24 protein-coding genes are annotated in these 25,054 nt (G+C 72.1%); 11 read left to right on the top strand and 13 right to left on the bottom strand.

Going from position 1 to position 25,054, the window contains the following annotated elements:
- Nucleotides 1–133 precede the first annotated feature (133 nt).
- The 4 genes from HHX41_RS14525 to HHX41_RS14510 all read right to left on the bottom strand — a co-directional run bounded on the left by HHX41_RS14525 (nt 134) and on the right by HHX41_RS14510 (nt 5,360).
- Nucleotides 134–997 (bottom strand): PhzF family phenazine biosynthesis isomerase, encoded by an 864-nt coding sequence (locus HHX41_RS14525; RefSeq protein WP_310741990.1) that lies wholly within the window; start codon nt 995–997, stop codon nt 134–136.
- Between the two features lie 236 nt (nt 998–1,233).
- The gene (gene ligA / locus HHX41_RS14520) at nt 1,234–3,426 is read right to left on the bottom strand and encodes an NAD-dependent DNA ligase LigA (RefSeq protein WP_169984333.1); all 2,193 of its coding nucleotides are present in this window, start codon (nt 3,424–3,426) and stop codon (nt 1,234–1,236) included.
- Nucleotides 3,427–3,787: 361 nt separating this feature from the next.
- Nucleotides 3,788–4,219: a hypothetical protein gene (locus HHX41_RS14515; RefSeq protein WP_169984236.1), complete on the bottom strand. Its 432-nt coding sequence runs from the start codon at nt 4,217–4,219 to the stop codon at nt 3,788–3,790.
- A 136-nt stretch (nt 4,220–4,355) separates the two neighbouring features.
- Complete coding sequence (locus tag HHX41_RS14510; RefSeq protein WP_182906399.1) at nt 4,356–5,360, bottom strand: methionine synthase; 1,005 nt, start codon at nt 5,358–5,360, stop codon at nt 4,356–4,358.
- A gap of 19 nt (nt 5,361–5,379) precedes the next feature.
- Here HHX41_RS14510 and HHX41_RS14505 point away from each other — a divergent pair, with 19 nt between their 5' ends.
- Nucleotides 5,380–6,012 (top strand): MBL fold metallo-hydrolase, encoded by a 633-nt coding sequence (locus HHX41_RS14505; RefSeq protein WP_182906398.1) that lies wholly within the window; start codon nt 5,380–5,382, stop codon nt 6,010–6,012.
- Between the two features lies 1 nt (nt 6,013).
- Here HHX41_RS14505 and mnmA read toward each other — a convergent pair whose 3' ends face one another.
- Entirely contained in the window at nt 6,014–7,099 is a 1,086-nt protein-coding gene (gene mnmA / locus HHX41_RS14500; RefSeq protein WP_259400969.1) for a tRNA 2-thiouridine(34) synthase MnmA, read from the bottom strand.
- 76 nt (nt 7,100–7,175) lie between these two features.
- Here mnmA and HHX41_RS14495 point away from each other — a divergent pair, with 76 nt between their 5' ends.
- From HHX41_RS14495 to HHX41_RS14470, 6 genes are all read left to right on the top strand, one after another.
- Entirely contained in the window at nt 7,176–8,216 is a 1,041-nt protein-coding gene (locus HHX41_RS14495) for a DUF695 domain-containing protein (RefSeq protein WP_182906397.1), read from the top strand.
- Between the two features lie 135 nt (nt 8,217–8,351).
- The gene (locus tag HHX41_RS14490; RefSeq protein WP_169984241.1) at nt 8,352–9,272 is read left to right on the top strand and encodes a Rieske 2Fe-2S domain-containing protein; all 921 of its coding nucleotides are present in this window, start codon (nt 8,352–8,354) and stop codon (nt 9,270–9,272) included.
- Entirely contained in the window at nt 9,269–9,835 is a 567-nt protein-coding gene (locus HHX41_RS14485; protein WP_182906396.1) for a hemerythrin domain-containing protein, read from the top strand. The genes HHX41_RS14490 and HHX41_RS14485 overlap by 4 nt, the downstream gene beginning before the upstream one ends.
- On the top strand, nt 9,832–10,338 hold the full coding sequence (locus HHX41_RS41740) for an oxidoreductase (protein ID WP_182906395.1): 507 nt from the start codon (nt 9,832–9,834) through the stop codon (nt 10,336–10,338). Before HHX41_RS14485 ends, HHX41_RS41740 begins: the two co-directional genes overlap by 4 nt.
- A gap of 11 nt (nt 10,339–10,349) precedes the next feature.
- Nucleotides 10,350–11,840, top strand: a complete 1,491-nt coding sequence (locus HHX41_RS14475) for a molybdopterin-dependent oxidoreductase (RefSeq protein ID WP_182906394.1) — start codon at nt 10,350–10,352, stop codon at nt 11,838–11,840.
- A complete protein-coding gene (locus HHX41_RS14470) occupies nt 11,840–12,094 on the top strand; it encodes a hypothetical protein (RefSeq protein ID WP_182906393.1) in 255 nt (84 codons plus the stop codon). Before HHX41_RS14475 ends, HHX41_RS14470 begins: the two co-directional genes overlap by 1 nt.
- Before the next feature lie 21 nt (nt 12,095–12,115).
- On the opposite strand, the gene HHX41_RS14465 is transcribed toward HHX41_RS14470, so the two are convergent.
- Both HHX41_RS14465 and HHX41_RS14460 read right to left on the bottom strand, forming a co-directional pair.
- Nucleotides 12,116–12,436: a hypothetical protein gene (locus tag HHX41_RS14465; RefSeq protein ID WP_169984246.1), complete on the bottom strand. Its 321-nt coding sequence runs from the start codon at nt 12,434–12,436 to the stop codon at nt 12,116–12,118.
- Between the two features lie 43 nt (nt 12,437–12,479).
- A complete protein-coding gene (locus HHX41_RS14460) occupies nt 12,480–13,634 on the bottom strand; it encodes a cysteine desulfurase family protein (protein ID WP_310741989.1) in 1,155 nt (384 codons plus the stop codon).
- 103 nt (nt 13,635–13,737) lie between these two features.
- Here HHX41_RS14460 and HHX41_RS14455 point away from each other — a divergent pair, with 103 nt between their 5' ends.
- Together HHX41_RS14455 and HHX41_RS14450 are read left to right on the top strand one after the other, a co-directional pair.
- On the top strand, nt 13,738–14,229 hold the full coding sequence (locus tag HHX41_RS14455; RefSeq protein ID WP_169984248.1) for a TetR/AcrR family transcriptional regulator: 492 nt from the start codon (nt 13,738–13,740) through the stop codon (nt 14,227–14,229).
- Nucleotides 14,230–14,368: 139 nt separating this feature from the next.
- Nucleotides 14,369–15,580 (top strand): MFS transporter, encoded by a 1,212-nt coding sequence (locus tag HHX41_RS14450; protein WP_182906391.1) that lies wholly within the window; start codon nt 14,369–14,371, stop codon nt 15,578–15,580.
- 71 nt (nt 15,581–15,651) lie between these two features.
- On the opposite strand, the gene HHX41_RS14445 is transcribed toward HHX41_RS14450, so the two are convergent.
- The 3 genes from HHX41_RS14445 to HHX41_RS14435 all read right to left on the bottom strand — a co-directional run bounded on the left by HHX41_RS14445 (nt 15,652) and on the right by HHX41_RS14435 (nt 18,640).
- The gene (locus HHX41_RS14445; RefSeq protein WP_169984250.1) at nt 15,652–16,605 is read right to left on the bottom strand and encodes an electron transfer flavoprotein subunit alpha/FixB family protein; all 954 of its coding nucleotides are present in this window, start codon (nt 16,603–16,605) and stop codon (nt 15,652–15,654) included.
- An 11-nt stretch (nt 16,606–16,616) separates the two neighbouring features.
- Nucleotides 16,617–17,396, bottom strand: a complete 780-nt coding sequence (locus HHX41_RS14440; RefSeq protein ID WP_169984251.1) for an electron transfer flavoprotein subunit beta/FixA family protein — start codon at nt 17,394–17,396, stop codon at nt 16,617–16,619.
- A 299-nt stretch (nt 17,397–17,695) separates the two neighbouring features.
- Entirely contained in the window at nt 17,696–18,640 is a 945-nt protein-coding gene (locus HHX41_RS14435; RefSeq protein ID WP_182906390.1) for a helix-turn-helix domain-containing protein, read from the bottom strand.
- A gap of 109 nt (nt 18,641–18,749) precedes the next feature.
- On the opposite strand from HHX41_RS14435, the gene HHX41_RS14430 reads away from it, so the two are divergent.
- Nucleotides 18,750–19,778 carry a trans-acting enoyl reductase family protein gene (locus HHX41_RS14430; protein WP_182906389.1) on the top strand — a complete coding sequence of 343 codons (1,029 nt, stop codon included), beginning with the start codon at nt 18,750–18,752 and terminating at the stop codon, nt 19,776–19,778.
- A gap of 52 nt (nt 19,779–19,830) precedes the next feature.
- On the top strand, nt 19,831–20,850 hold the full coding sequence (locus HHX41_RS14425; RefSeq protein ID WP_182906388.1) for a hypothetical protein: 1,020 nt from the start codon (nt 19,831–19,833) through the stop codon (nt 20,848–20,850).
- Here HHX41_RS14425 and HHX41_RS14420 read toward each other — a convergent pair.
- The 3 genes from HHX41_RS14420 to HHX41_RS14410 all read right to left on the bottom strand — a co-directional run bounded on the left by HHX41_RS14420 (nt 20,810) and on the right by HHX41_RS14410 (nt 25,048).
- The gene (locus HHX41_RS14420; RefSeq protein ID WP_182906387.1) at nt 20,810–21,757 is read right to left on the bottom strand and encodes a hypothetical protein; all 948 of its coding nucleotides are present in this window, start codon (nt 21,755–21,757) and stop codon (nt 20,810–20,812) included. The genes HHX41_RS14425 and HHX41_RS14420 overlap by 41 nt on opposite strands.
- Before the next feature lie 72 nt (nt 21,758–21,829).
- Nucleotides 21,830–23,086 carry a serine/threonine-protein kinase gene (locus HHX41_RS14415; protein ID WP_182906386.1) on the bottom strand — a complete coding sequence of 419 codons (1,257 nt, stop codon included), beginning with the start codon at nt 23,084–23,086 and terminating at the stop codon, nt 21,830–21,832.
- Between the two features lie 39 nt (nt 23,087–23,125).
- Nucleotides 23,126–25,048 (bottom strand): serine/threonine-protein kinase, encoded by a 1,923-nt coding sequence (locus tag HHX41_RS14410; protein ID WP_182906385.1) that lies wholly within the window; start codon nt 25,046–25,048, stop codon nt 23,126–23,128.
- Between the last annotated feature and the right edge of the window lie 6 nt (nt 25,049–25,054).

The following is a 25,054-nucleotide window of genomic DNA, read 5'->3' as shown; positions in this document are numbered from 1 at the left end:
GTGTTCAGCGGCACCGCCGCCGGGCTGAGGGCCGAACCCGCTCTGCTGAGCCGGCTCGATTCCTGGCTCGCTGACGCCTCCGCCACGATGGCGGTGCCGGGTCCCCATGCCGAGTTCGCACGGGTGGGCCGGGTCACCGCGGGCCTGACCGGCCTTCGGCCGGAACAGGCACCGCCGCGCCGGAAACCCGGACCCTGGAGTCCCCGTCTCGCAGTTCCACCCGCAGCAGACCGGGCCGTCCCATGTCGACACCCTGACGCAGGGTCAGCACGGCAGCGGGACCGGCCTCGCCGAGGTCCCGCAGATACGCCCCGAAAGCGGCTGCGGCGGCCCCGGTGGCCGGGTCCTCCACGATCCCGCCGACGGGGAACGGATCCCGCACCTGGAAGGTGTCCGCCGACTCCCGCCACACCAGGTGCACAGTGACGAGATCCCGATCGGTCATGTACCGCGCGAGCCGCGAGAAGTCGTAGTCGAGATCGGCGAGGCGCTCGCGGGTGGCAGCGGCCAGCACCAGGTGGCGCGATCCCGCGTAGGCGATCCGTGGGGGTAGTGCCGGATCGAGCTCGTCGATCCGCCATCTCAACGCGTCGAGCGCCTGCGCCACGTCGAGCTCGCCGATCGGCTTGACGTACGGCTCCACGCTGGTCAGGGTCGCCCACAGCACACCGCCTTCGTCCGCCACCACCTCGACCGGCACCGTTCCGGCCTGCGTCTCGAAGACCAGGCGCCCCGGTCCGATCCGTTCGGCGAGCGCGACCGCCGATGCCACGGTGGCGTGCCCGCAGAACGGCACCTCCGTCTTCGGGCTGAAATACCGGACGGTGAAAGTCCGGCCGGCCGGTGGCGCGGTCTCGTTCAGGAAGGCCGTCTCCGGATGGCCCACCTCGGCGGCGATGGCGAGCATGGCCGCCTCATCGAGCCCGCTTGCGTCGAGCACCACCCCGGCCAGGTTGCCGCCGGCGGGATCGGTGGTGAAAGCGGCGTACTGCAGCACTTCGGGTATCGCATCGGCAGAAGTCGGCATGCTCGATGAAACAGGACTAGAGATGATCCTGTTCCGGGACAAGGCGCACGTCCGCCCACTCACGACTCCCGCCACCAATTTAAGATCGCTTCTACGTTAGATTCGTTCTACGTTTGTCGACTACCTGCGGAAGTCGTCGGCCAATCCACTGTCAGCGCTGCCCCTGATCCCACCGGCGCTGCCTCAGCGTCTCTCAGGGCGCGTGCTCACTCCTCGGGGGTGACGGCGACGGCGCGGGCGGCGTCGGGGCCCTCACTCAGCAGGGTGTGGAAGCCCTCCTCGTTGAGGATCGGGACGCCGGCCTTGACCGCCTTGTCGTACTTCGAGCCGGGGTTGTCCCCCACCACCAGGAAGCTTGTCTTCTTGGACACCGAGCCGGTGACCTTGCCGCCCCTGACACCGATGGCCTCGCTCGCCTCGTCGCGGCTGAAGTCCGACAGCGTCCCGGTGACGACGAACGTCAGCCCCTCCAGCGGACGCGGCCCCTCGTCCTCGGGCGACTCGTCGGCCATCCGGACACCGGCGGCCCGCCACTTCTCGATGATCTCCCGGTGCCAGTCGACCGCGAACCACTCCTTGATGGTCGCGGCGACTCGCGGGCCGATGCCCTCCACGGCCGCGAGCTCCTCCTCCGACGCCTTGGCGATGGCGTCGATCGAGCGGAACTCCGCGGCGATCGCGCGGGCCGTGGGCGGCCCGATGTGCCGGATCGTCAGCGCCACGAGCACCCGCCACAGCGGCTGGTCCTTCTTCTTCTCCAGTTGCTGGAGGATCAGCTCGGCGTTCTTGCTCGGTTCGCCGGAGATGTTGGCGAAGAAAGAGACCACCTTCGGCTCGCCGGTCTCCGGATCGGTCTTCGGCAGGCCCGTGTCGGGGTCGCGGACCACCGACCTGATCGGCAGCAGCTTCTCGATTGTCAGGTCGAACAGGTCGGCCTCCGTGCGGACTGGCGGCTCCTGCGGCGGCAGCGGCTGGGTCAGCGCGGTCGCCGCGACGTAGCCCAGCCCGTCGATGTCGAACGCGTTGCGCCCGGCCGCGAAGTAGATCCGCTCACGCAGCTGCGCCGGGCAGGACCGGGCGTTCGGGCAGCGCAGGTCGGCGTCGCCCTCGCGCTCGTAGGCCAGTTCGGTGCCGCACTCGGGACAGTGCGTGGGCATCACGAACTCCCGCTCGCCGCCCTGCCGCAGGTCGACGACGGGCCCCACAATCTCGGGGATGACGTCGCCCGCCTTGCGCAGCACCACGGTGTCGCCGATCAGCACGCCCTTGCGCGCCACCTCCGAACCGTTGTGCAGCGTCGCGCGCTCCACGGTGGACCCGGCCACCACCACCGGCTTCATCACGCCGAACGGCGTGACCCGGCCCGTCCTGCCCACACCGACCTGGATGTCGAGGAGCTTGGTGGTGACCTCCTCCGGCGGGTACTTGAACGCGATGGCCCAGCGCGGTGCGCGGCTGGTCGAGCCGAGCTGCCGCTGCACCGGGATGCGGTCGACCTTGACCACCACACCGTCGATCTCGTACTCCGGGTCGTGACGGTGTTCGTTGTAGTGCTCGATGAACTCGCGGATCTCATCGAGGCCCTCGACCACCCTGTAGCGGTCGCTGACCGGCAGCCCGAAGTCGCGCAGCCGCTCGTAGACCGCCGAGTGGGTGGCGGGCAGCGGACCGCCGCCCTCCCACTTGCCGACGCCGTGCACGATCATCCGCAGCGGGCGCTGCGCGGTGATGCGCGGATCCTTCTGCCGCAGCGAGCCGGCGGCCGAGTTGCGCGGATTGGCGAACGGCGGCTTGCCCGCGTCCATGAGCTGCTCGTTGAGCTTCTTGAAGCCCTCGACCGGCAGGAAGACCTCGCCGCGCACCTCCAGCAGATCGGGGACGCCGTCCCCGGTGAGCCGGTGCGGCACGTCGCCGAGCGTGCGGATGTTGGGCGTGATGTCGTCACCGGTGCGCCCGTCGCCCCGGGTCGCGCCGCGCACCAGGCGGCCCTTCTCGTACACGAGCGCGACGGCCAGGCCGTCGATCTTCAGCTCGCACAGATAGGGGCCCGGGTCGGCCTCGATCAGCCGCTCCGCCCTGGCCTGCCAGCCGGCGAGGTCGGCGTCGTTGAAGGCGTTGTCGAGGCTCTCCATGCGCTGGAGATGGGTGACGGGGGCGAACTCGGTGGAGACCGGCGCCCCCACCTTCTGGGTGGGCGAGTCAGGCGTGCGCAGATCGGGATGCGCCTCCTCCAGCGCCAGGATCTCCCGCATCCAGCCGTCGTACTCGGCGTCGCTCACCGTGGGCGAGTCGAGCACGTAGTAGCGCCAGTTGGCGTCCTCGAGCAGCTCCGTGAGCTCGGCGTGCCGCTCCCGTGCCTCGGCCGGCGCGCCCTGTGTCACCCCGGTGGCGCCCGTCACGCTTTCGACCTCGCTCGCGGCCTCCGCGTGCCCGTTCGCCGCGTCCCCGAGCGCGGCGCCGTCGAGCCCGTCAGCCTCGTCAGCCCTGTCGCTCACGTCGCCCGTCTCCCCTCGTCAGACACCCAGGGCAACCGTATCTCCGGCGACCGACAGTTCGCGAAGGACGGGGGCGGGAGCCGCGCCGAGGACGTGGGCGACTCCCGCCGGACCGCTCGGCGAGAGGGCCGCTCCAGACCGCGCGGCCCCTCGTCTCATTGAGCGATCGAGAATTACGGTAGACCGCTTGCAGCCCACTTTCATTCCTTTTTGTCCGGGTGTACTCGGGCCGGTCACCGTGGATGGAAGGGGACCGGCCCGAGGGTCATCCTCCCTGGGTCCAGACCCGCTCCCAGCGAGAGCACTTGCCGGTGACGCGGGTCGCGCTGCCCCGGCAGACCATGGCCTTGGCGAGCAGCATGTACCCGGCGTTCACCGTGAACGTCCGCGGGGTGGACTGAGAGCAGTTCCGCGAGGTCGCGGTGCGGTACTTCCCGCGGTCGGTCAGCCACTTGATCTTCACCCACGAGCAGGTCTTCGCCCCGCCCGCGTCATAAAGGTCGCCGACGATGCGCAGGCCCGACGATCCCGACCGGACGTACCCGTTCGCCCAGCCCTTGGTGTCCGAGGACGCCGTCGGTCCCCACTTCCAGGTCTCCGCCGCGGACGAGGCCGAGGCCTCCGCGGGGGCCGCGACGAGACCGGCGGCCAGAGCGGCGGTGGCGAGAGGGAGCAGAAGGCGCGCGGCGCTTCGCATGGGGTCTTCTCCTGAACGTCTGAACTTCCAGCACGTCAAGAGATACGTGACAAGGCTTGTGAATCACTTGGGGATGAGCTGGGAGGCCGCTTGGATCGCTCGCCGCGGCCCCGCTCCCGCTCTCACTCCCCGCGCCTCACTCACCGGGGTCCTCGCGCAGCACCAGGGCCGCCTCCCGGCACCGGGCCAGCGCCGCCCTGGCGTACGCCGGAGAGGCTCCGGCCAGGCCGCACGCGGGAGTGAGCACGACCTGCTCGGCGAGCCTCCCCGGCGCGAAGCCGAGCCGCCGCCACAGCTCCACCGCCGGCTTGGCCACCACGCCGACGTCGGCGAGCCGGGAGTCGGTCCCCGGCACGACGCCGAGGAACAGCGCGAGCCCCTTCTCGATCGTCTCCCCGATGGCGTCCTCGTCGCGGCGGCGCAGCAGCGCGGCGTCCACGGACACACCCCGCGCCCCCGCCGTACGGATGACCTCGTACGGCACGCCCGGCGCGCAGCAGTGGACGACCGGGAAGGCGGGCGCCGGCGCGGAGAGCACGGTCTTCAGACGTTCCGACGCGATCGGGGGTTCGACGGCGGGCAGCCGCCCGAAGCCGGACGCGGTCGGCACCGTGCCCGCCAGCACCCGGGGCAGCCCCGGCTCGTCGATCTGGACGACGAGCTCGGCTCCCGGAATCCGGCGCCGGACCTCCGCCACGTGCTGCGCCAGTCCCTCGGCCAGCGACTCGGTCAGGTCGCGTACGGCTCCCGCGTCGGCGAGCACCTTGTCGCCGTGCCGGAGCTCGATCGCCCCGGCGAGCGTCCACGGCCCGCACGCCTGGATCTTGAACGGCCCCACGTAGCCCTGGGAGACCTCCTCCAGCCCGTCGAGGTCGCGGGTGAGATGGTCCCTGGCCCGCTTGAAATCCCGTCCCGGCCGGTCACTGAGCCGCCAGCCGGACGGCTGCACCTCCACCGGCAGCTCCACCAGCAGGGACGCCGTGCGCCCGATCATGTCGGCGCCGACCCCGCGGGCGGGCAGCTCGGGCAGGTACGGCATGGGCAGTTCGCCGAAGGCCGTCCTGACCGCCTCCAGATGGTCCTCGCCCGGGTAGGACCCCACCCCGGTGGCCGTGGCCTCGGCCCACGGATAGTCGCTCACGGTCACTAGCTTAGGGACTATGAAACTCACCAAACTCGGTCACGCGTGCTGGCGGCTGGAGAAGGACGGGCGGAGCCTCGTCATCGACCCCGGCGCGTTCAGCGGCGAAGGGCTCCTCGACGGCGCGGACGCCGTGCTGATCACGCACGAGCACTTCGACCACGTGGACGTGAATCTGTTCAAGGACGCGAGCCCGGACCTGGAGGTGTACACCTGCCAGGCCGTCGCCGACCAGCTCGGCCAGATCCCGGCGAAGCTCCAGGTCGTCACCCAGGGGGACGCCTTCGACACGGCGGGGTTCCACGTGCGCGCGGTCGGCGAGTGGCACGCGCACAACCTCCCCGACATCCTGCCGGTGCAGAACGTCGGCTTCTTCGTGGACGACGAGGTGTTCTATCCCGGTGACGCCCTCACGCCGCCGGGCGCCGAGGTCCCCACGCTGCTAGTGCCGACCAACGCGCCGTGGCTGAAGGCGGCCGAGACGATCCTCTACCTGCGCTACGTCCGGCCCGCGCGGGCCTACTCGACGCACGACGGGATCGTGAACGACATCGGCGCGACCCTGATCGACAACTGGCTCGGCATGGAGGCCGGCAGGCAGAAGGCCGACTTCCGCCGGATCCCGGTCGGGGAGTCCGTCGAAGTTCCGTAGCTCAGACGGCCGAGGCGATCGTGGCGGAGCCGATGACGACGTCACCGTCGTACAGGACGGCGCCCTGGCCCGCCGCGACGCCGGTCGCCGGGCGGTCGAGCTGGATGTGCAGCTCATCGCCGGACACCTGGGCGCGGCAGCCGTACACCTCGCCGTGTGCCCGCAGCTGCACCGTGCAGGTGATCGGCTCGTACGGCTCCGGCTGCGGCCCGTTCCACACCGGCCGCTCACCCACGACGGAGGTCACCTCCAGGGAGGAGCGCGGCCCGACCGTGACCGTGTTGGACACCGGCTCGATCGACAGCACGTAGCGCGGCCTGCCGTCGGCGGCCGGCCGGTCGATGTGCAGGCCCTTGCGCTGCCCGATCGTGAAGCCGTACGCCCCCTGGTGGCTGCCGACCACCCGGCCGGTGAGCGCGTCGACGATCGGCCCCTCCGACGAGCCGAGACGCTCGGCGAGGAACGCCCGGGTGTCGCCGTCGGCGATGAAGCAGATGTCGTGACTGTCGGGCTTGTCGGCGACGGTCAGCCCGCGCCGCGCGGCCTCCTCGCGCACCTGCGCCTTGGTCGAGCCGCCGAGCGGGAAGATCGCGTGTGCGAGCTGCTCGCGGGTGAGCACCCCCAGCACGTACGACTGGTCCTTGGCCTCGTCGACGCTGCGCCGGAGCACACCGTCCTCCAGCCGCGCGTGATGGCCGGTGGCGACGGCGTCGAAGCCGAGCGCGATCGCCCGGTCGAGCACCGCCTCGAACTTGATCTTCTCGTTGCACCGCAGGCAGGGGTTCGGCGTGCGGCCGGCGGCGTACTCGCTGACGAAGTCCTCGACCACGTCGCGGTGGAACCGTTCGGCCATGTCCCACACGTAGAAGGGGATGCCGATGACGTCGGCGGCCCGGCGGGCGTCGCGGGCGTCCTCCAGCGTGCAGCACCCGCGCGCGCCGGTGCGGTAGGACTGCGGGTTGGACGACAGCGCCAGATGGACGCCGGTCACGTCGTGCCCCGCCTCGGCGATCCGGGCGGCGGCCACCGCGGAGTCGACCCCGCCCGACATGGCGGCGAGGACGCGGAGCTTTCGTATGGGACCCATAACACATCGAGGTTACCCCCCGCGGGAGCGCGCCCGCGTTGGCATCGGGGCGGGCGGGCTGGGAGGATGCGGGGTCATGCGACTGTTCGGGCGCAAGAGCGAGTCCACCGACCCCGCCGAGGCCATCGCGGCGTTCTGGACCTGGTGGGACCAGGCCCGTCCCCAGATCGACGCGTACGTCGAGGCGGAGGACCCCGGGGCCCTGGCCGAGATGATCGGCCCCGCCGTCACCGCACTCCATCCGTCCCTCGTCTGGGAGATCGCTCCCGGCCGCATGGCCGTGCACGCCCTGGTGGTCAGCGCGTCGAACGACCCGGAGCTGCGGCCGCTCGCCCACCGGTGGGCCCTGGCCGCGCCGCCTGCGGACGCCATGTGGGAGTTCTACCCGTCGCGGCAGGCGAACCCGCAGGCCGCGGACCTGACGGTCGACGTCGGCGGGCGGGAGTTCGGGCTCGACCGGCTGGTGGTGGCGCTGCGCGTGCCGCCCGGCACGCCCCGCGTGGACGTCACCGCCTTCCACCCGATCTTCCCCGACGTGGACGACGACACGCGGACGGAGGCGACCTTCCTCGCGCTCGACTGGCTGCTGGGCGAGGACGAGGTGGCCCGATGGCTGGGCGAGATCGTGGCCGCGGAGTTCGAGCCGATCGACGCCCTCCCCGCGGTCCACCTGCCCGCCGTCGTCGCCGACGTCGCGGAGGGCTTCAAGGAGGAGCAGTGGGCGCTGCTCGAAGGCCACACGGCGACCGGCGGCCGGCTGACCGCCGCCGCCCGCTACCCCCTCAGGCCCGTGGACTTCCCGCTGTTCGACCAGCACATCGCCGTCACGCTGCCGTACCGCGAGGCCGACGGCGACGGGCTGCCGTCGGGGGCGTCCCTGGACGCGCTGCGCGACTTCGAGGAGCGGCTGACCGGCCGGCTGGCCGAGGCCGGCTCGGCCGTGCTGACGGCCCACATGAGCGCCGACCGCAGCAGGGTGCTGCACGTGTACGCCGATCCCGCGGCGGCCGTCCCGCCCGTGGTCGAGGAGATCGCCGCCGAGTGGAAGGAGGGGCCCGCCCGCGTCGACGTGGCCGAGGACCCCTCCTGGAGCGCGGTGGCCCCCTTCCTGACCTGAATCCGGACATTAGGCGCGTTTTTCCCCATTTGAGCACGGGCACGTCGCGATAAAGGCACCGCGCGGGCGAGCGCCCGCGTTCCGCCCGTTCCCGCAGTCTGCGGGGCCGATCCGGCGACGGGATTGGGGTCGGACATGGCTCAGCGCACACTGGACCGGTTGCTGAACGCGATCGAAGGCGACGGCCGCCTCGATCGGCCGGGGCATCGGCTCGAACAGGGTTTCGCATTCACGGAGAACCTCCTCGGGATCACCAGGGGCCCCGCCCGCGGCTTCCTGCACGGGGTCTGGCTGGGTCATCCCCTCCATCCGCTGCTGACCGACGTCCCGATCGGCTCCTGGACGATGGCGCTGGTCCTGGACCTCACCGGGCAGAAGCGGGCGGCTCGCGCAGCCGTGGGAATCGGCCTCGCCGGAGCGCTGGCCGCGGCGGTGACCGGCCTGCACGACTGGCAGTACACGCATGACAACGCCCGGCGCGTCGGGCTGGTCCACGGCACACTCAACGCGCTCGCCATCGGCATGTACGGCTGGTCGTGGTGGCAGCGGGGCCGGGGACACCACCTGCGGGGGCGGCTCGCCGCCCTGCTCGGCTACCCCGTGATCGCGGTCAGCGGCTTCCTGGGCGGCGCGCTCACCTACCGCCACCAGATCGGGGTCGATCAGGCGGACAGACAGCTCGAACCACGCCGTTTCACCCCCGTGCTGGCCGAGCGCGACCTGACCGAGAAGAGCCCGCGCCGGGTGCGGGCGGGCGACGTGGAGGTCGTCCTGGTTCGCGCGGACGGCCGCATCCACGCTCTGGAGAACGCCTGCCCGCATCTGGGCGCTCCGCTCTCCCAGGGGTGGCTCAGGGACGGCTCCCTCACCTGCCCTTGGCACGGTTCCCAGTTCGAGCTGCACAGCGGGGAGAGCCTGAACGGCCCGGCCGTCGCACCCGCGCCCTGCCTGCAGACCCGCGTACGCGACGGGTGGATCGAGGTGCGCCGGGCGCCGGCGGTGGCTACCGCTCCCCCGGGCAGCACGCTGGTCCACCAGCAGGAGGTGCAGCCATGAGGAGGAGGTCGGAGGTGCTCACCGAGGTGCGGCAGGCGCCGGCCCTCCGGGAGCGCAAGACGGCGACGCGGGTGCTCGTGGAGCACCACGAGGTGCTGCGGGGGCTCATGCGACGCACGCAGGAGACGCCGCGCTCCCAGCCCGGACGGCGGCGCACGCTCGCCGACGAGCTGTTCGACGAGCTGTGGATGCACGAGCGCATCGAGGAGAAGATCTTCTATCCCGCGACGCGCGATGTCACCCCGGGCATCGCGGCGGCCTGGTCCGAGCACCGCCAGCTCAGCGACCAGCTCGCGGCCCTGGTGCGAGCCGACCCGCGGACCGAGCGGTTCGACCGGGAGCTGAGCGTGATGCACGACGCGCTGGAGTCGCACGCCCACCTGGACGAGGAGCAGGAGATGTTCCCCGAGGTCGAGCGCTTCATGGACGAAGAACGGCTCGTCGACCTGGGCGACCGGCTCCAGGCGCGTCTGGACACGCTGCGCTCGTCGCGGCGCGTCCGCGCGGTCCTTCGCCTGCAGCGGGCGCTGTTGCGCCTTACGGCCGGACGGGCGCGGCGGTGACGGCGGGAGGTCACGAGATCGGGCGAGGGCCGCTCACGACGGTCGTGATGCGGTACTCGGGGCTCGGCAGGCTGGCCACGCTCCTGGAGTATTTCGCCTTCGACCTGCCGAGGACGACGACCGCCGCCGGAGTCACGCTGATGGCCGGTCTGGCCGCCGCCCACGCTTACCTGATCGACGGCGGCACGGCCGACCCGGCCTATCTGAACGTGTACCGGGCGCTGATCGTCACCGGATCGCTGGTGGCGATCGCGCTGATGTCGCTGCCCGGCCCGGCCAGGGCCGGATGGCGGCTCGGCTCGCTGGTCTCGGTGGTGGCGCTCGCGGTGTACCTCGCCAGCCGCACCGCCGGCCTGCCCGGCATGCCGCTGCTCGCGGGGCGGTGGGACTGCCCCCTCGGCACGGTGACCATGGGCGTCGCGGCGCTGTTCCTCGCCCTGCACGGCAGCGTCCTCACCGGGGTCAACGTGGCCTATCCCCGGCGACGCGACTGGTACGACTGAGTGAGGCGACGGTGGACGTCTACGGCTTTCCCGCATGGCTCCGGGTCGAGCACTGGATCAACGCGCTGTTCATCACGCTGATGGTGCGCAGCGGAATCGAGATCCTGGCCACCCACCCCAAGCTGTACGGGCGCGACGACAGCAGGCCCGGCTCCGAGTGGGCGAGGTTCACCCGCAAGACCATGCCGAAGGACAAGCTGTACGACACGCTGGACGAGGAGGAGTCCTACTCCCCGATCATCTCCCTGCCGGGGCACAGGAATCTCGGCATGGGCCGGCACTGGCACTTCTTCGTCGCGATCGGCTGGGTCCTCGCCGGCGTGACCTACGTCGCGCTGCTGTTCGCCACCGGCCAGTGGCGCCGCTACATCCCGACGTCCTGGGGCATCCTCCCCCAGGCGTGGCACGACCTCCTCACCTACCTGAGCTTCCGGCTTCCCCCGCACCTGCCCGGCGAGCCGTTCGACGCGCTGCAGAAGCTGGCGTACGCGCTGGTGATCTTCGTGCTCGCGCCGGTCGCGATCCTGAGCGGGCTCGCGCAGTCACCCGCGGTCGACGCCCGCTTCCCCTGGTTCCTGCGGCTGTGGGGCGGCCGCCAGCGGGTGCGCAGCCTGCACTTCTTCGTCCTGCTCGCCTTCCTCGCCTTCACCGCCGTCCACCTGCTGATGCTCGCCGTCTGGGGCTGGGGCCGCGAGAACTCCCTCATGATCTTCGGGCACGGGGACGCGCCGGTGGGAGGTCTGTGGGTCTCGCTCGTCATCATCGCCGCGATCATCGGCGTGAACATCGCGGTGACCGTGTGGTCCCTGCGGCGTCCGCGCATGGTCCAGCGCGTCCTCGGCGCGGTGGTCATGGCGCTCCGCAGGGCGCTGCTCCGCCCCGCCACCTCTCACCAGCACTATCCGAAGGCGGCGGTGGCCGCCCAGCACCGGGTGAACGGCAAACCGCCGGACAGCGACACGTACAAGATCATGGCGGTGCACGACTTCGCGCCGTGGCGGCTCACTGTCGGCGGCCTGGTCGAAAACCCGGTGGTCCTCACGCTGGAGGACCTGCGGGCCCTGAACACCCGGCAGTCCCAGTGCGTGCTGCACCACTGCATCCAGGGCTGGTCGAGCGTCGGCGAGTGGACCGGCCTGCCGCTGCGCGACCTGCTCGACCTGGTCAGGCCGCTGCCGGAAGCCCGCTACATCTGCTTCCTGACCATGCAGGACAACGGGAGGGACGAGCCGAGCGCCCCCGGCGAGGGACACTTCTACGAAATCATCGATCTGGAGCTGGCCCATCACCCGCAGACCCTGCTGGCCTACGAGATGAACGGCGAGCCGCTGCCGATCGAGCACGGCGCCCCGCTGCGGCTGCGCCTGGAGAACCAGCTCGGTTTCAAGATGGCCAAGTGGATCCACGACATCGAGTTCCTGTCCGACTACCGGCTGGTCGGCGACGGGATGGGCGGCTGGCGCGAGGACAACGTCCACTTCGACATGGAGGTGGGCATCTGATGGCGCGGCCCGAGGTCATGCCGCTCGGCGGCAGCCAGCGGGAGCGGGTGCGCGCCCGTCTGCGCTCCGAGCACACCGTATGCCGGGCCTGCGGAGGCGTCGACCTCGTGATCGGCGACGCCCTGTTCCTCGGGTTCGTCTTCCACAGCGAGCCCACCGACGCGTACATGATCGGGCTCACCTGCGCCAACCCCTCGTGCCCGGCGAGGTATACCGGCATCAGGCTCCGGGCCCGGGAATTCCTGGACCGTTAGGGCGTGTCCGGCACCCCAGCCCTATCGGACGAGGGGGACACGCGGGCGCGGGACGGGCAGTCGGTCCATCAGCGGCAGTGCCTCCCGCAACCGCGCCCGCAGCGCCTCGTACCGCACGCGCTCGTCCGGCGCGAGCCGGCCCCTGGCGTGGTAGTGGGCCAGCCGCTCCAGCCTGCCCGCGATCGCGATGCCCCAGCGGACGCGGAAGTCGTAGACGCGCCCGCCGTCAGGCGGCCGCTCCGGGTCCGAGGCCAGCTCGCGCAGTTCGCCGACCCGGTTGAACAGCATGTCGAGGTCGGCGTCGACGCCCGCCACCCTCGTCTTGTGCGTTTGCTGGGTCATACTCGGGCCCGTGCCCGAGCCATCTGGGGACAAACAGGGCAAGTTACGACAAACCGGCGCGCCGGGCGCGCTCGACGACGTGCCCGATGACGTCCGCGACGCGGTCGACGTCCTCCTCCACGGACGTGTGACCGAGAGAGAAGCGCAATGAGCCACGGGCCCGCACGCCGTCCTGGCCCATCGCCAGCAGCACGTGGGACGGCTGGGCCACCCCGGCGGAGCAGGCCGAGCCGGTGGAGCACTCCACGCCCTTGGCGTCGAGGAGCATGAGCAGGGCGTCCCCCTCACAGCCGGGGAACGAGAAGTGGGCGTTGCCCGGCAGCCGGTTCACCGGGTCGCCGTTCAGCACCACGTCGGGCACGGCCCGCCGTACGCGCTCGATCAGGTCGTCACGGAGCGCCGACAGCCGCTCGGCCATGGCGGGCTGCCGCGCGACGGCCGTCTCGACCGCCGCCGCGAATCCGGCGATGGCCGGCGCGTCGAGAGTGCCGGAGCGGATGTCACGTTCCTGCCCGCCTCCGTGCAGGACCGGAACCGGATCGACGCCGCGGGCCAGCAGCAGCGCCCCCACACCCACGGGGCCGCCGACCTTGTGGCCGGAGACGGTCATGGCGTCGACGCCGGACTCGGCGAACGAGACCGGAAGCTGACCGACCGCCTGCACGGCGTCGGTGTGGAAGGGGATGCCGTACTCGTGCGCGATGGCGGCCAGCACGCGCACCGGCTGCACGGTGCCCACCTCGTTGTTGGCCCACATGACGCTCACGAGGGCCACGTCGTCCGGGTCGCGGGCGATGGCCTCGCGCAGCGTCTCCGGATGCACCCGGCCCTGCTCGTCCACCTCCAGCAGCTCGACGCGGGCGCCGTGGTTGTCGCCGAGCCAGTGGGCGGGGTCGAGGGCGGCGTGGTGCTCGACCGAGCTGATCAGGATCCTGGGCCGCTTCCTCGCCCAGTAGAGGCCCTTGATGGCGAGGTTGTCGGCCTCGGTGCCACCGGCCGTGAACACGACCTCGCTCGGGCGGGCGCCGAGCGCGCAGGCGATGGTCTCGCGCGATTCCTCGACGACCCGCCGGGCGCGGCGCCCGGCCGCGTGCAGGGACGAGGGATTGCCGACCTGTCCGAGCTGGGCCGTCATCGCCTGGATCGCCTCGGGCAGCATCGGCGTGGTCGAGGCATGGTCCAGATACGCAGCTCCCACGACCCCTCCCTGACACGTATTCAGCCCACCAAGCGTATCCGGGTAGATGGAGGACACCGATAACGTGTCGCAACTAAACCGTCCAGACGGTACAGTGGACGGCATGAGGAGGGACGAACTGCTGGACGCGGCCGAGGGCCTGCTCCAGGACCAGGGCGCCCAGGCCCTGACCCTGGCGGCGGTGGCCGAGCGCGCCGGCGTCAGCAAGGGCGGCCTCCTCTACCACTTCGCCAGCAAGGAAGCGCTCGTCAAAGGCATGATCGAGCGCCTGATCGCCGACTTCGACGCGCTGATCGAGGCGCAGTCGGAGAGCACCTACACCCGGGCGTACCTCGCCGCGACGTTCGAGGCCGTGGAGACCGGCCGGCTGCGACGATGGGCCGTGGTCACGGGCGCGGCCGGCGATCCCGAACTGCTCGCGCCGCTGCGCGGGGCGATGGCCCGCTGGATGCGGGACGGCCTGGACGACGAGCCCGATCCCCTGGCGTCCCAGGTCGTACGGCTGGCCTGTGAGGGCGTCTGGGAGGTCGCCACCCACTGTGCGGCGATCATCGACTACGCCGCGATCCGCGCCAGGCTGCTCGCCCTGCTGTAGCGCGTCTCTTGTAAGCCCCCGAACTCCCACTTGGTGGTCGCCCTTCCTTCCGGCATTGCCGTGAAAGGGCGACCTGCTGGTGTCTGCCCGTAAATCCGGGCTCGGAAACCCACTTGACACACCTGGAAAGGAAGCTGTGATGACCCGCGCTTTGAGGAAGGCCCGTCACGGGGCAGTCCTCACCTTCGTCCTGGCCGGCCTGATGTGTGGAACCTTCACCGTGCGCCTCCCGGCGCTGGCCGACCGGCTCCGCCTGCCGGAGTCGTCGGTCGGGCTCACCCTGCTCAGCTGGGGGCTCGGCGCGCTGCTCACCATGCAGGTCATGCGCGTCGTCCTGGCCAGGTTCGGCAGCCGCGGCGTCCTGCGCGCGGCCGCCCCTCTGTGCGCGGCGTCACTGGTCCTCGTCGCGTTCGCGCCGTCCTTCCCCGTGCTGGCCGTGGCCGCCGCGTTGTTCGGCATGGCCTTCGGCGCGGTCGACGTCGGCATGAACGCCCAGGGCTCGGCCGTCGAGCGCGCGTACGGCCGCCCGATCATGAGCGGCATGCACGCGGGATGGTGCGTCGGCGCGATCTCGGCGGGCCTGCTCGGCACGGCGGCCATCGCCCTGGGGCTGTCCCTCACCGCCCACATCCTGGTCGTCGCCCTGGTGTCGGTGCCGGCCGCGCTGGCTCTCAGCCGCATGCACCTGCCCGATGCCGCGCAGCGGACGGCCGGCGCCGCGTCGTCCGCCCGCTCCCGGCGCAGGCTGCCCGGGGTCGTCTACCTGCTCGGTGCGATCACCTTCGCCGCGTTCATGGTGGAGGGCGTCGTCGCCGACTGGAACGGCCTGTACCTCATCGGCACGCTGCACGCCTCCGAGGCGGTCGCCGCGCTCGGCTACCCGGTGTTCGAGGCGGGCATGCTGCTCGCCCGGCTGGCCGGTGACCGGCTGCGCGGCCGCTACGGCGCCCGCGGGCTGGTCGCGTTCTCCGGCGCCGCCACCGCGCTCACGTTCCTCGTGGTCATCGCCGCGCCGGTGACCATGGCGGCCGTGGCCGGGCTGTTCTTCATCGGGCTGTCGGTGGCGACGATCTCACCGATGGCGCTGTCGCTGGCGGGGACCGCGACGCCCGAGCCCGGCCCGGCGATCGCGCAGGCGAGCGCCATGGGCTACGCGGGCCTGCTGCTCGGTCCCGTGGTGATCGGCTTCCTGTCCAGCGCGGCGTCGCTGCGGGCCGCGATGGGTGTGGCGGTCGTCCTCGGCGTCGTCATCGCCGTGGCCGCACGACTGCTGCCCGCGTCCCGTACGGAGATCATCCCGCTGCCGGTCCGGCCGGGGGACGAGAAGACCCGCCTCCGCGCGGCCGCCTGACGCGTGGGCGGCGCTCAGGTCGGGGACTTCCGGGCCCGTGCCGTGTGGACACACGGCACGGGCCGGACGCGTCACTTGCGCTTGTCGACCTCCTCGGTGAGCTGCGGCACGACCTGGAACAGGTCGCCCACGACACCGAAGTCGGCGATCTCGAACAGGGGCGCCTCGGCGTCCTTGTTGATCACGACGATGGTCTTGGAGGTCTGCATGCCGGCCCGGTGCTGGATGGCCCCGGAGATGCCGGCCGCGATGTAGAGCTGCGGAGACACGGTCTTGCCCGTCTGCCCGACCTGGAACTGGTGCGGGTACCAGCCGGCGTCGGTCGCGGCACGCGAGGCGCCCACGGCCGCGCCGAGCGCGTCGGCGAGCTTCTCGATGATCGCGAAGTTCTCGCCCGAGCCCACGCCCCGGCCGCCGGAGACCACGATCGCGGCCTCGGTGAGCTCGGGACGGGCACCCTTCTCCTGGACGACCCGCTCGACGATCCTGGCCGCGCGGGCGGCGTCCGACAGCGCGACCTCCACCTTCTCCTCGGCGCCGGCCGCGGCGGCGGCGACGGGGGCGGTGCTGTTCGGGCGGACCGTGATGATCGGCGTGCCCTTGGTCACGCGGCTGTGGACGTTGACGCCGCCGCCGAAGATGGACTGCTCGGCGACGAAGCCCTCGCCGACGCCCACCGCGTCCGAGATCACACCGGAGTCCGTCTTGATCGCGAGGCGGCCGGCGATCTCCTTGCCCTCGCCGGTCGCGGCGAGGAAGACCGCGGCCGGGGAGCGCTCGGTCACCAGGTGCGCCAGCACCTCGGCCTTGGGCGCCGCCACGTAGTCGCCGATCTCGTCGGCCGCCGCCACGTAGATCTTCTCGGCGCCGTACTCGGCGAGCCTGGCCTTCGCGGCGTCGGAGTAGCCGGGGCCGGCCCATACGGCGGCCGGTGTGCCCAGCGACCGGGCCAGGGTCAGCAGTTCGAGGGTGACCTTCTTGACGTCACCGTCGACGTGCTCGACGAGAACCAGAATCTCACTCATCACGGGGCCCCTCAGATGAACTTCTTCGACGCGAGGAACTCGGCGGCCTTGGCCCCGCCGTCGCCCTCGTCCTTGATCACGGTGCCCGCGGCACGCGGCGGGGCGGCGGCGAACTCGACGACCTCGCTCCAGGAGTTCGCCAGGCCCACCTGGTCGGCCGCGATCTCCGCGTCGGCGACGCCGAGCGTCTCGACGGGCTTCTTCTTGGCGGCCATGATGCCCTTGAACGACGGGTAGCGCGGCTCGTTGATCTTCTCGACCACGGACACGACGGCGGGCAGCGACGCCTCGACCTTGTCGTAGCCGTAGTCGGTGATCCGCTCGACCCGGATCGAGGTGCCATCGACCTCGACCTTGCTGGCGAGCGTGAGCTGCGGGGCGCCGAGCCGCTCGGCCAGCATCGCGGCGAGCATGCCGGTGCGGGCGTCGGTCGACTCGGAACCCAGGATGACCAGGTCGTAGCCGATCTTCTTCAGGGCCTGGGAGATGGCGTAGGAGGTGCCCAGGGCGTCCGAGCCGTGCAGCGCGTCGTCGTGCAGGTGCACCGCCTTGTCGGCGCCCATCGCCAGGGCCTTGCGGATGGTCTCGGTCGCCTTGGCTGGACCCATGCTGAGGACGGTGACCTCGCCCCCATGGGCCTCCTTGAGCCGCAGCGCCTCCTCGACCGCGTACTCGTCGAGCTCGTTCACGACGCCGTCGGCGGCGTCGCGGTCGAGCGTCTTGTCATCGGACCTCAGCTTGCGCTCGGTCGCCGTGTCGGGGACCTGCTTCACGCAGACGACGATGTTCATGGCCGGTGGCCGACCTCCCCTTTCCGTACGGCTGACGCCGCGGTTCTCGGTACGTGGCGCGGGGTACGCGCACGTGATGCAAGACTGCCAGGTGCTCGCGGGCGCGCCTGTGCAGGTGGCCCGGGTGTCGAGATGACCCTGGTCCCCCCAGGCGGTATGTTACCCGTCGGTAGCTTAGGTGCAAACCTCCAGGTTTTTACGGCCGCGTCCTTCGGTTGAGGAATTCCCAGAACCCGGCCAGGCCCCACCCTACCGAACTATGTTCCAGAGGCCTCGGGGAGGTCCCTGTTGCCGGGACATCAGGGGCGGACCCGCGAGCGGAAGGTACGGCGGTAGGCGTCCGGAGGCACGCCCACCGTGCGGTTGAAGTGCCGGCGCAGCGTCGTGGCGGTGCCCATGCCGGTGGCCTCGGCGATGGTGTCGATGCCGTCGTCCGTGGTCTCCAGCAACTCCTGGGCGTGGCGGATCCGCTGGGTCAGCAGCCATTGCAGCGGGGTGGTGCCGGTCACCGACCTGAAGTGGCGGTTGAGGTTGCGCGAGCTCATCCGCGCCCGGCGGGCCAGGTCCTCCACGGTCAGCGGCCGGTCCAGCCGTTCGATCACCCAGGGGAACAGATCGGCGAGTGGGTGGTTGCCCGGGGCCGGCACCGGCGTGGTGACGAACTGCGACTGGCCGCCGTCCCGGTGCGGGGGCACGACCAGGCGGCGGGCGACCGCGTTGGCGACCGACGAACCGTGGTCGAGGCGGACGAGGTGCAGGCACAGGTCCATGGCCGCGGCCTTGCCGGCGGAGGTGAGCACGCTGCCGCCGTCCACGAACAGGACGTCCGGGTCCACCTGCACGTGAGGGTGGCGGGCGGCCAGGTCTCGGGTGTGCGCCCAGTGGGTGGTCGCCCGCTTCCCGTCCAGCAGGCCGGCGGCGGCCAGCACGAACGCGCCCGTGCAGAGGGAGGCCACGCGTGCGCCCGACTCGTGGGCCGTGCGCACCGCGTCGACCAGATCGGCGGGCGGATCGACGTCGACGTCCGCCCACCCCGGGACGATCACGGTGTGCGCCTGCCGGAGCCGGTCGAGGCCGTGGTCGGGCTCCAGCAGGAACCGCCCGGCCCGCACGGCGCCCGGCCCGCAGACGACGAGGTCATACCAGGGATCGGCCAAGCCGGGGTCGGTCCCGAAGACCTCGTACGCCAGGGACAGCTCGAAGTGCAGCATTCCGTCGGTGACGGCCAGCGCGACAGTGATCACGTCCGAAATTGTACGAGTGATGGCGTTCCAGACACTCACGGTGGGATGCCCGTGATCGCCAGGATGTTCACAACAGATCGCGGCAGATCATGAAATAGAAGGAGAACCCATGGGATCGGGGCTCACGGTGGCGGTGTTCGGCGCGTACGGGCACACCGGGCGGTTCGTGGTGGCGGATCTGCTCGAGCGCGGGTTCGTTCCGGTTCCGTCCGGGCGCGACGCCGGCAAGCTGACGAAGCTGGCGTCCGAATCCGGGCTGGAGGCCCGCCAGGCGTCGGTCGACGACCCCGCCTCGCTCGACCGCGCACTGGCCGGCGCGGCGGCGGTGATCAACTGTGCCGGTCCCTTCGCCACGACGGCCGCGCCTGTGATCGAGGCGGCACTGCGCGCGGGGATCCCCTACGTGGACGTGGCGGCCGAGATCGAGGCCAACGCCGACACCTTCCGGCACTTCACGGACCGCGCCCGCGCCGCGGGAGCGGTGGTCGTCCCCGCGATGGCCTTCTACGGCGGCCTCGGCGACCTGCTGGCGACCGCCGCGATGGGCGACTGGAGCACGGCCGACGAGGCGCACGTCGCGTACGGGCTGAGCAGTTGGCACCCCACCGCCGGGACACGCGCATCGGGCACGGTCTCCGGGCAGCGGCGCGCCGGCCGGCGCGTCCGTTACAGGAACGGCCGGCTGGAGTATCACCACGACGACCTGCCGACCCTGGAGTGGCCCTTCCCCGGCCCGATGGGGCCTCGTGCCGTCATCGGGGAGTTCACGATGGCCGACGTCGTCACCATTCCCAGCCACCTGTCCATCCCCGACGTGCGCACCTACATGACGGTCGAGGCGGCCAGGGACCTGTCGGCCCCGGACACGCCGGCGCCCGCCCCCGTCGACCAGCACGGGCGGTCCGCGCAGACCTTCCTCGTCGACGTCGTCGTGCGCTCCGGCGGGGCCGAACGGCGCGCCATGGCGAGCGGCCAGGACATCTACGCCGTCACCGCGCCGCTCGCGGTGGAGGCGGTCGGCCGCATCCTCAGCGGGCGGACCAGGACCGACGGCGTCGCCTCCGCCGGCGAGATCTTCGACGCCCCCGAGTTCCTCCGCGCGCTGTCCCCGCACATCTCACTGGAACTGCGTCCCTAGCGCTGTGCGGCGACGCCGCGGGTGCCCAGGCCGGAGCGGCAGCCGGCAGCCGGTGACTGGTTCATCGCACAGGCGACGTACAAGGACGCCGAGGGTCACGCCCGGCCGCGGCGCCGAGGCCGCGCACACCCTGTCCGTCCTCGGCGAGCTCGGCTACCACCGGCAGGAGCAGGACACGATGCTGCTCAGCGTGGTGCGTCACCTCGACGCGGCCGAGCGGGCGGGCGGCCCGGTCGAACGCGCCGAGGCGTACGCGAACTTCGCCGTCGTGGCCGCCCTCGCCGGGTCCGAGGCGGTGGCCCGGCACTACGGCCGCCTCGCCGACGAGGAGATCGCCACGGTGCCGGACCCGGTGGCGGTCTCCCGTGCCCCTCTCGTGCGCGGGCTGCGGCTCACCGCGGAGGGGCGGTTCACCGCCGCGCAGCGGGTCCTCACGCTGGCCCGCCGTCATCCCGCCGATCCCCGGCTCGCGGAGCACTGCCTCGGGCTCCTCGCCGACCTGGAGATCCAGCGAGGGCGCTACGCGGCCGCCGCGCCGCTGATGGCGGCGGTGGCCGAGACGTCGGTCGCCCGGATGGGCGAGACCCTTTCCGGTTACTGGGGCCTGACCGGGCAGGCGGAGGCGCTGCTGCGGCTCGCCGATCGTGACCCTGCCGACGTGAGCGCGGTCCTGAAATCCGCCGAGGAGGCGACACGGGCGTTGCCCGCGCTCGGCGAGGACCACTTCGCCCGGGCCGGGGCCAAGATCCCCGAGATCCAGCGGCTGCGGCTCGGCGTGGCACAGGCCCGGTTCCACCTGCTCGGCGACGACGCGCCCGCCGCCCGCCCGGCGCTGGACGACGCGCTGCGTACGGCCGACCGGCCGGACATGCCGCTCAGGGGCACCCTCGAGGCGTGGACGGGGCTGGCCGAGGTGCTCTGGGCGCTGGAGGCGGACGACCCGGCCGTACGGAGAGTGCTGCGCCACATGGCCCGGCTGGCTCGCCGTACCCCGTCGGCGGTTTGCCCGGCGTCACCGGCCGCCCGAGCCTTCAGCCGGCGAGAACGTAGCCCCCCACCGAGGACGGGATGACGAAGGAGTCGAGCCGGCGCAACTGGTGCGTGGCGCGGTTCACCCGATACCAGGTGTGCGTCCTGCGCAGGTCACCGTGCACGTGACGGTCGGACCGGGTCAGGACGTCGAGGTGGCCCGCTCTGTCCCAGCGCGCCTTCAAGGCCTCCTCGCCCGCGTGAAGCCGGATGGGGATGCTGCTCTTCTTCGCCGTGGCCAGGTTGCGGGTGAGGACCACGTTCTTGACGGAACCGCCGGCCTTCGTCCACTTCGGCGAGGCCACCGTGACGCCGTCGGGGCCGAGGTCACCCCGCATGTAGACGGACCGGCGCAATTTCACCGACCAGGTGCCGGTCGCGTAGAGCACCGCCGTCCGGTTGTCGCCGGCCATCATGCGCTTCCCGTCCGGGCTGAAGTCCCAGGACTGGTCCCCCCTCGGCAGCGTGAAGACCTTTCCACTGGTCGTGTCCGCGATTCGCTCGATCTCCCATTCGGCGGCGTTCACGCCGCGCATGCCGACGAACCGGCCGCCCGGGGAGAGCGTCAGCGCGTTCATCTGGAGGTCGTCCGGCCATGTCACCGCGGGGATCTCACGTGCCCTGCCGGTGGCGGCCTCCCAGATCGTGAGCACGCCGTCCTTCCCCGCGAAGTACGCGGCCTGGGCGCCGTCCTGGGAGACCGCGACGACGGCGGCGACGGTGTACTCGCCGGGCGCCACGGTCCTGCGTGCGCCGGGGAGCGCGACGACGCGGCCGTTGCTCAGCCAGAGCTTCAACGGGCCGCACGGCTGCCGGCCGCCGTCGGCCTGAAGACAGGACCCGAGACCCGCGTAACGGATCACGGGCTTGGCCGCCGCGGCCTCGGCCTGGGGGATCGTGACGAACGTCGCGGCGGCCGTCGCCGCGGCCAGCGCTACTCGGGACAGCATTTCGACATCTTCGCATAATGCGGATATCAAGGATCTCGGTCGCATCCGGGGACGTGCAGGGCGGCAGCGGGTTCAGCTCGCGAACACGAGCATCACGAGCAGGAACAGGACGGTCCCGACGGCCATGAGGAGCGTCGCCGTGCTGAACAACGCGGAAAGCAGCGCCCACACCGCGACGGCCCCGGCGCCGCCCGCGAGGTCCACCACAAGCCGCCGCCTGGACTTCCCCAGCAGCCCGAACCCCGCGTCCACCAGCAGGCCGATGCCGTAGAGCACCAGCAGGAGAAGCGACACCTCGGGGAGGTTGGCGCGCGCGGCGGCGGCGAAAAGGCCGACGACCACCGCGGAGCCGATCACCCAGCGGCGGTGCAGCCTCTCCCGGCGCGCGGCACGCGTCTCGTCCACCTCTCCCCGCCGGGGACGCCGGGAGGGCCCGCGCTCGCTCTGCCGCTCACCACTGGGCCGCCGATCACCGGGCCGCCACTCCTGGGTCGGCGCCTCGGACAGCGCGGGCCGCGCCGGCTCGATCCCGTCCAGCGCCGGCGCCGCCTCCTTGAGGAGCCCGGTCAGCTCCTCCGTCGCCGGCCGGTCCGCCGGGTCGGTGCTCAGGCACCGCTCCAGGAGCGGCACGAGCCAGGACGGCACGCCCGACAGGTCGGGCTCGCGGTGGACGACCCGGTAGGCGATCGCCGCGGCCGGCCCCGTCCCGTACGGCTGCCGCCCCGACGCGGCGAAGGCCAGCGTCGCCCCCCAGGCGAACACGTCGGCCTCCGGCCCGGCGTCCCGGCCCTCCAGCACCTCGGGGGCCAGGTAGCCGGGCGTTCCGGCCACCGCGCCCGACGCGGTGACCGAGGCCGACTCCAGCGCGCAGGCGATGCCGAAGTCGATCACGTACGGCTCGGCCTCGGAGACGATCACGTTCGCCGGCTTGAGGTCGCGGTGGACGACGCCGGCCGCGTGGATGGACTCCAGCGCCTCCGCCAGCCCCAGGGCGAGCCGCAGCAGGCCGGCCCCGGCGACGGGACCGTCATTGGCCACGACCGTGCTGAGCGGCCTGCCCTGCACGTACCGCGTGACGATGTAGGGCCGCTCCCCCGACAGCGAGGCGTCCAGCACCTCGGCGACGTGCGCCCCGCGAACCCGCCGCATCGTCTCCACCTCGCGGGCGAGACGGGCGATCGCGAAGCCGTCCGAGGCGACGTGGGGATGCAGGACCTTCACGGCGACCGTACGCCCGTCGGGATCGAGCGCGAGGTGGACCTCTCCGAACCCCCCGGCGCCGAGCGCGGAGACCAGACGATAGGGACCAAGCTGTTCCTGAGTACCCAAGTTGTGTCTCCCCCGCTTCGCCGTACGGGACCGGGTGGGTCAGGTCCAGAAGGTCAGGAAGCGCAGGCCGATCCTGTCCATGAAGTCCCCGACCACGCCGCCGATCAGGTTGACGACCGTGTCCTGGCCCCTCTGCTTGAGATCCGCGACGATGTGGTCCACCGCCACGGACGGCGGCCGCCAGGGGACCCAGGAGGCGTCCGCGGACAGCGCCGTCATGACCGCGAACAGCGCGACCGTGCCGACCGCGATCGTCACGATCATTCCCGCTCCGGGGCTCCGGATCACCGCGCTCAGCGTCCGGGACACGGCCTTGCGGGGGGCCTTCCCTCCGGGGAGGAGGAACAGCCCGGCCACGAAGGCTCCCGCGGCGTACGCGGCGGCGGGGTCGGGCCTGACTCCGCCGAGGTAGTGGAAGCCGCCCCACACGCACATCGCGAACATCGCGGCCAGCGGGACCTGGACCACCGTCGCCAGCCCGGCCTTGATCAGCGCCCACGGCGTGCCGAGCACCGCGAGGAGCGGGTCGGTCCCGCTCGCGCCCCGCGTGGCCCGGCGGTCGGCGAGGTCGCCGATCAGGTACTGCCCCACCCGCAGGCACAGCGCCGCCACGACGGCGAACAGGCCCACCACGACCGGCAGCAGGCAGGCCAGCGCCACAAGCGTGGCCAGCAGCAGGGCCGCGAGCACCGGATGCGGCGCCCGGTAGGGGGTCCGCTTCCGCTCGGGTTCGTACGGCGCGGCGGGAGCCGGCGGCGGCGCGACCCGGGGCTCCGGGTAGCCGGCCACCCGCTGGTCGGGATACGGCGGCGGCGGGTACACCGCGGGCTGGTACGGCGGCGGGGGCGGGCCCCCCTGTCCGTACGGCGGGGCCTGCGGATGCGCCGGCGGCGGCGCGGACACCGGGCGGCGCTGCCTGGGCGCCCGGGGCTCCCGGGGCTCCCGGCGGGGCCGTTCCGGCTCCACGTAGTTCACCGGCGGCAGCAGGTCGGAGTAGCTGTCCTCGTTCGCCGGGAGCTTGCTGGTCCGGCTCGCGCCGCCTCCGTTCACCCGGCCGCCCGCGTCCGTCCGCGCCACCTCGTCGAGCACCCGCGTGCCGTCGAGGATGCGCGTCCCGCCGTCACGCGGCGTCTCGCGGGCGCTCTCCTGGAGCACGGTGACCGAGGGATCGAGCGAGCGGCTGTGCCGCAGCAGCGACGCGGCGCTGGGACGCGACGAGGCGTCGGACGCCAGGGCGAGGCGCAGCCAGCCCCGCAGCCAGGCCGGCGCGAGGTCCACCTGCGCCTTGCCTTCGAGGATGTTGTAACAGACCGACTCGAACGTGCCCGAGCCGAACGGCGCCTTGCCGGTGGCCGCGAAGAAGACCGTGGCCGCCAGCGCGTGCACGTCGGCGGCCTGGGTGATCTCGGTGTCCCGGATGATCTCCGGGGCGAGGTAGCCGGGCGTGCCGACGAACATCCCGGTCTGGGTCAGCCGCGTGGCGTTGACCAGATGGGCGATGCCGAAGTCGATCACCAGCGGCTCGCCGTCCACGAGCATCACGTTGGCCGGCTTGAGGTCGCGGTGGATGACCTCGGCCGCGTGGATGGCGACCAGGGCCTCGCACAGGCCCACCGCGAGCCGGATCACGTTGTCGTCGGCGAGCGGCCCGTCCTCCAGCACCGTCTGCTCTAACGTCCGTCCGGGGGCGTACCGCGTCACGATGTACGGCGCCGCGCCGGTCAGGTCGGCGTCGAGCACCTCGGCGACGCGCCTGCTGCGCACCCGCCGCATGGTCTCGACCTCGCGGGTGAGCCGGTCGCGGGCCTTGAGGTCGGTCGCGACGTGCGGGTGCAGGACCTTGACCGCGACCTCGCGTCCCTCCGTGTCCAGGCCGAGATGGACCACCCCCATGCCGCCCTCGCCGAGCTGCCGCAGCAGCCGGTAGGGCCCGATCCTCTCGGGAGCCTCAGTAGCCGACATGTCGTC

This window comes from Microbispora sp. H13382 (genome assembly GCF_014161445.1).
In the GTDB taxonomy this organism is placed as follows: Bacteria; Actinomycetota; Actinomycetes; order Streptosporangiales; family Streptosporangiaceae; genus Microbispora.
The sequence above is the reverse complement of the archived record's forward strand: the minus strand, read 5'-3'. Positions and strand labels throughout refer to the sequence as shown.

Bases quoted from the DNA above. Each gene is read 5' to 3' on its own strand.
- HHX41_RS14445 (WP_169984250.1), bottom strand. From the start codon at position 16,605: ATGAGTGAGATTCTGGTTCTCGTCGAGCACGTCGACGGTGACGTCAAG.
- HHX41_RS14485 (WP_182906396.1), top strand. From the start codon at position 9,269: ATGAGGAGGAGGTCGGAGGTGCTCACCGAGGTGCGGCAGGCGCCGGCC.
- HHX41_RS14515 (WP_169984236.1), bottom strand. From the start codon at position 4,219: ATGCGAAGCGCCGCGCGCCTTCTGCTCCCTCTCGCCACCGCCGCTCTG.
- HHX41_RS14440 (WP_169984251.1), bottom strand. From the start codon at position 17,396: ATGAACATCGTCGTCTGCGTGAAGCAGGTCCCCGACACGGCGACCGAG.
- HHX41_RS14470 (WP_182906393.1), top strand. From the start codon at position 11,840: ATGGCGCGGCCCGAGGTCATGCCGCTCGGCGGCAGCCAGCGGGAGCGG.
- HHX41_RS14420 (WP_182906387.1), bottom strand. From the start codon at position 21,757: ATGCTGTCCCGAGTAGCGCTGGCCGCGGCGACGGCCGCCGCGACGTTC.
- HHX41_RS14455 (WP_169984248.1), top strand. From the start codon at position 13,738: ATGAGGAGGGACGAACTGCTGGACGCGGCCGAGGGCCTGCTCCAGGAC.
- HHX41_RS14410 (WP_182906385.1), bottom strand. From the start codon at position 25,048: ATGTCGGCTACTGAGGCTCCCGAGAGGATCGGGCCCTACCGGCTGCTG.
- HHX41_RS14495 (WP_182906397.1), top strand. From the start codon at position 7,176: ATGCGACTGTTCGGGCGCAAGAGCGAGTCCACCGACCCCGCCGAGGCC.
- HHX41_RS14505 (WP_182906398.1), top strand. From the start codon at position 5,380: ATGAAACTCACCAAACTCGGTCACGCGTGCTGGCGGCTGGAGAAGGAC.
- HHX41_RS14465 (WP_169984246.1), bottom strand. From the start codon at position 12,436: ATGACCCAGCAAACGCACAAGACGAGGGTGGCGGGCGTCGACGCCGAC.
- mnmA (WP_259400969.1), bottom strand. From the start codon at position 7,099: ATGGGTCCCATACGAAAGCTCCGCGTCCTCGCCGCCATGTCGGGCGGG.
- HHX41_RS14450 (WP_182906391.1), top strand. From the start codon at position 14,369: ATGACCCGCGCTTTGAGGAAGGCCCGTCACGGGGCAGTCCTCACCTTC.
- HHX41_RS14430 (WP_182906389.1), top strand. From the start codon at position 18,750: ATGGGATCGGGGCTCACGGTGGCGGTGTTCGGCGCGTACGGGCACACC.
- HHX41_RS14490 (WP_169984241.1), top strand. From the start codon at position 8,352: ATGGCTCAGCGCACACTGGACCGGTTGCTGAACGCGATCGAAGGCGAC.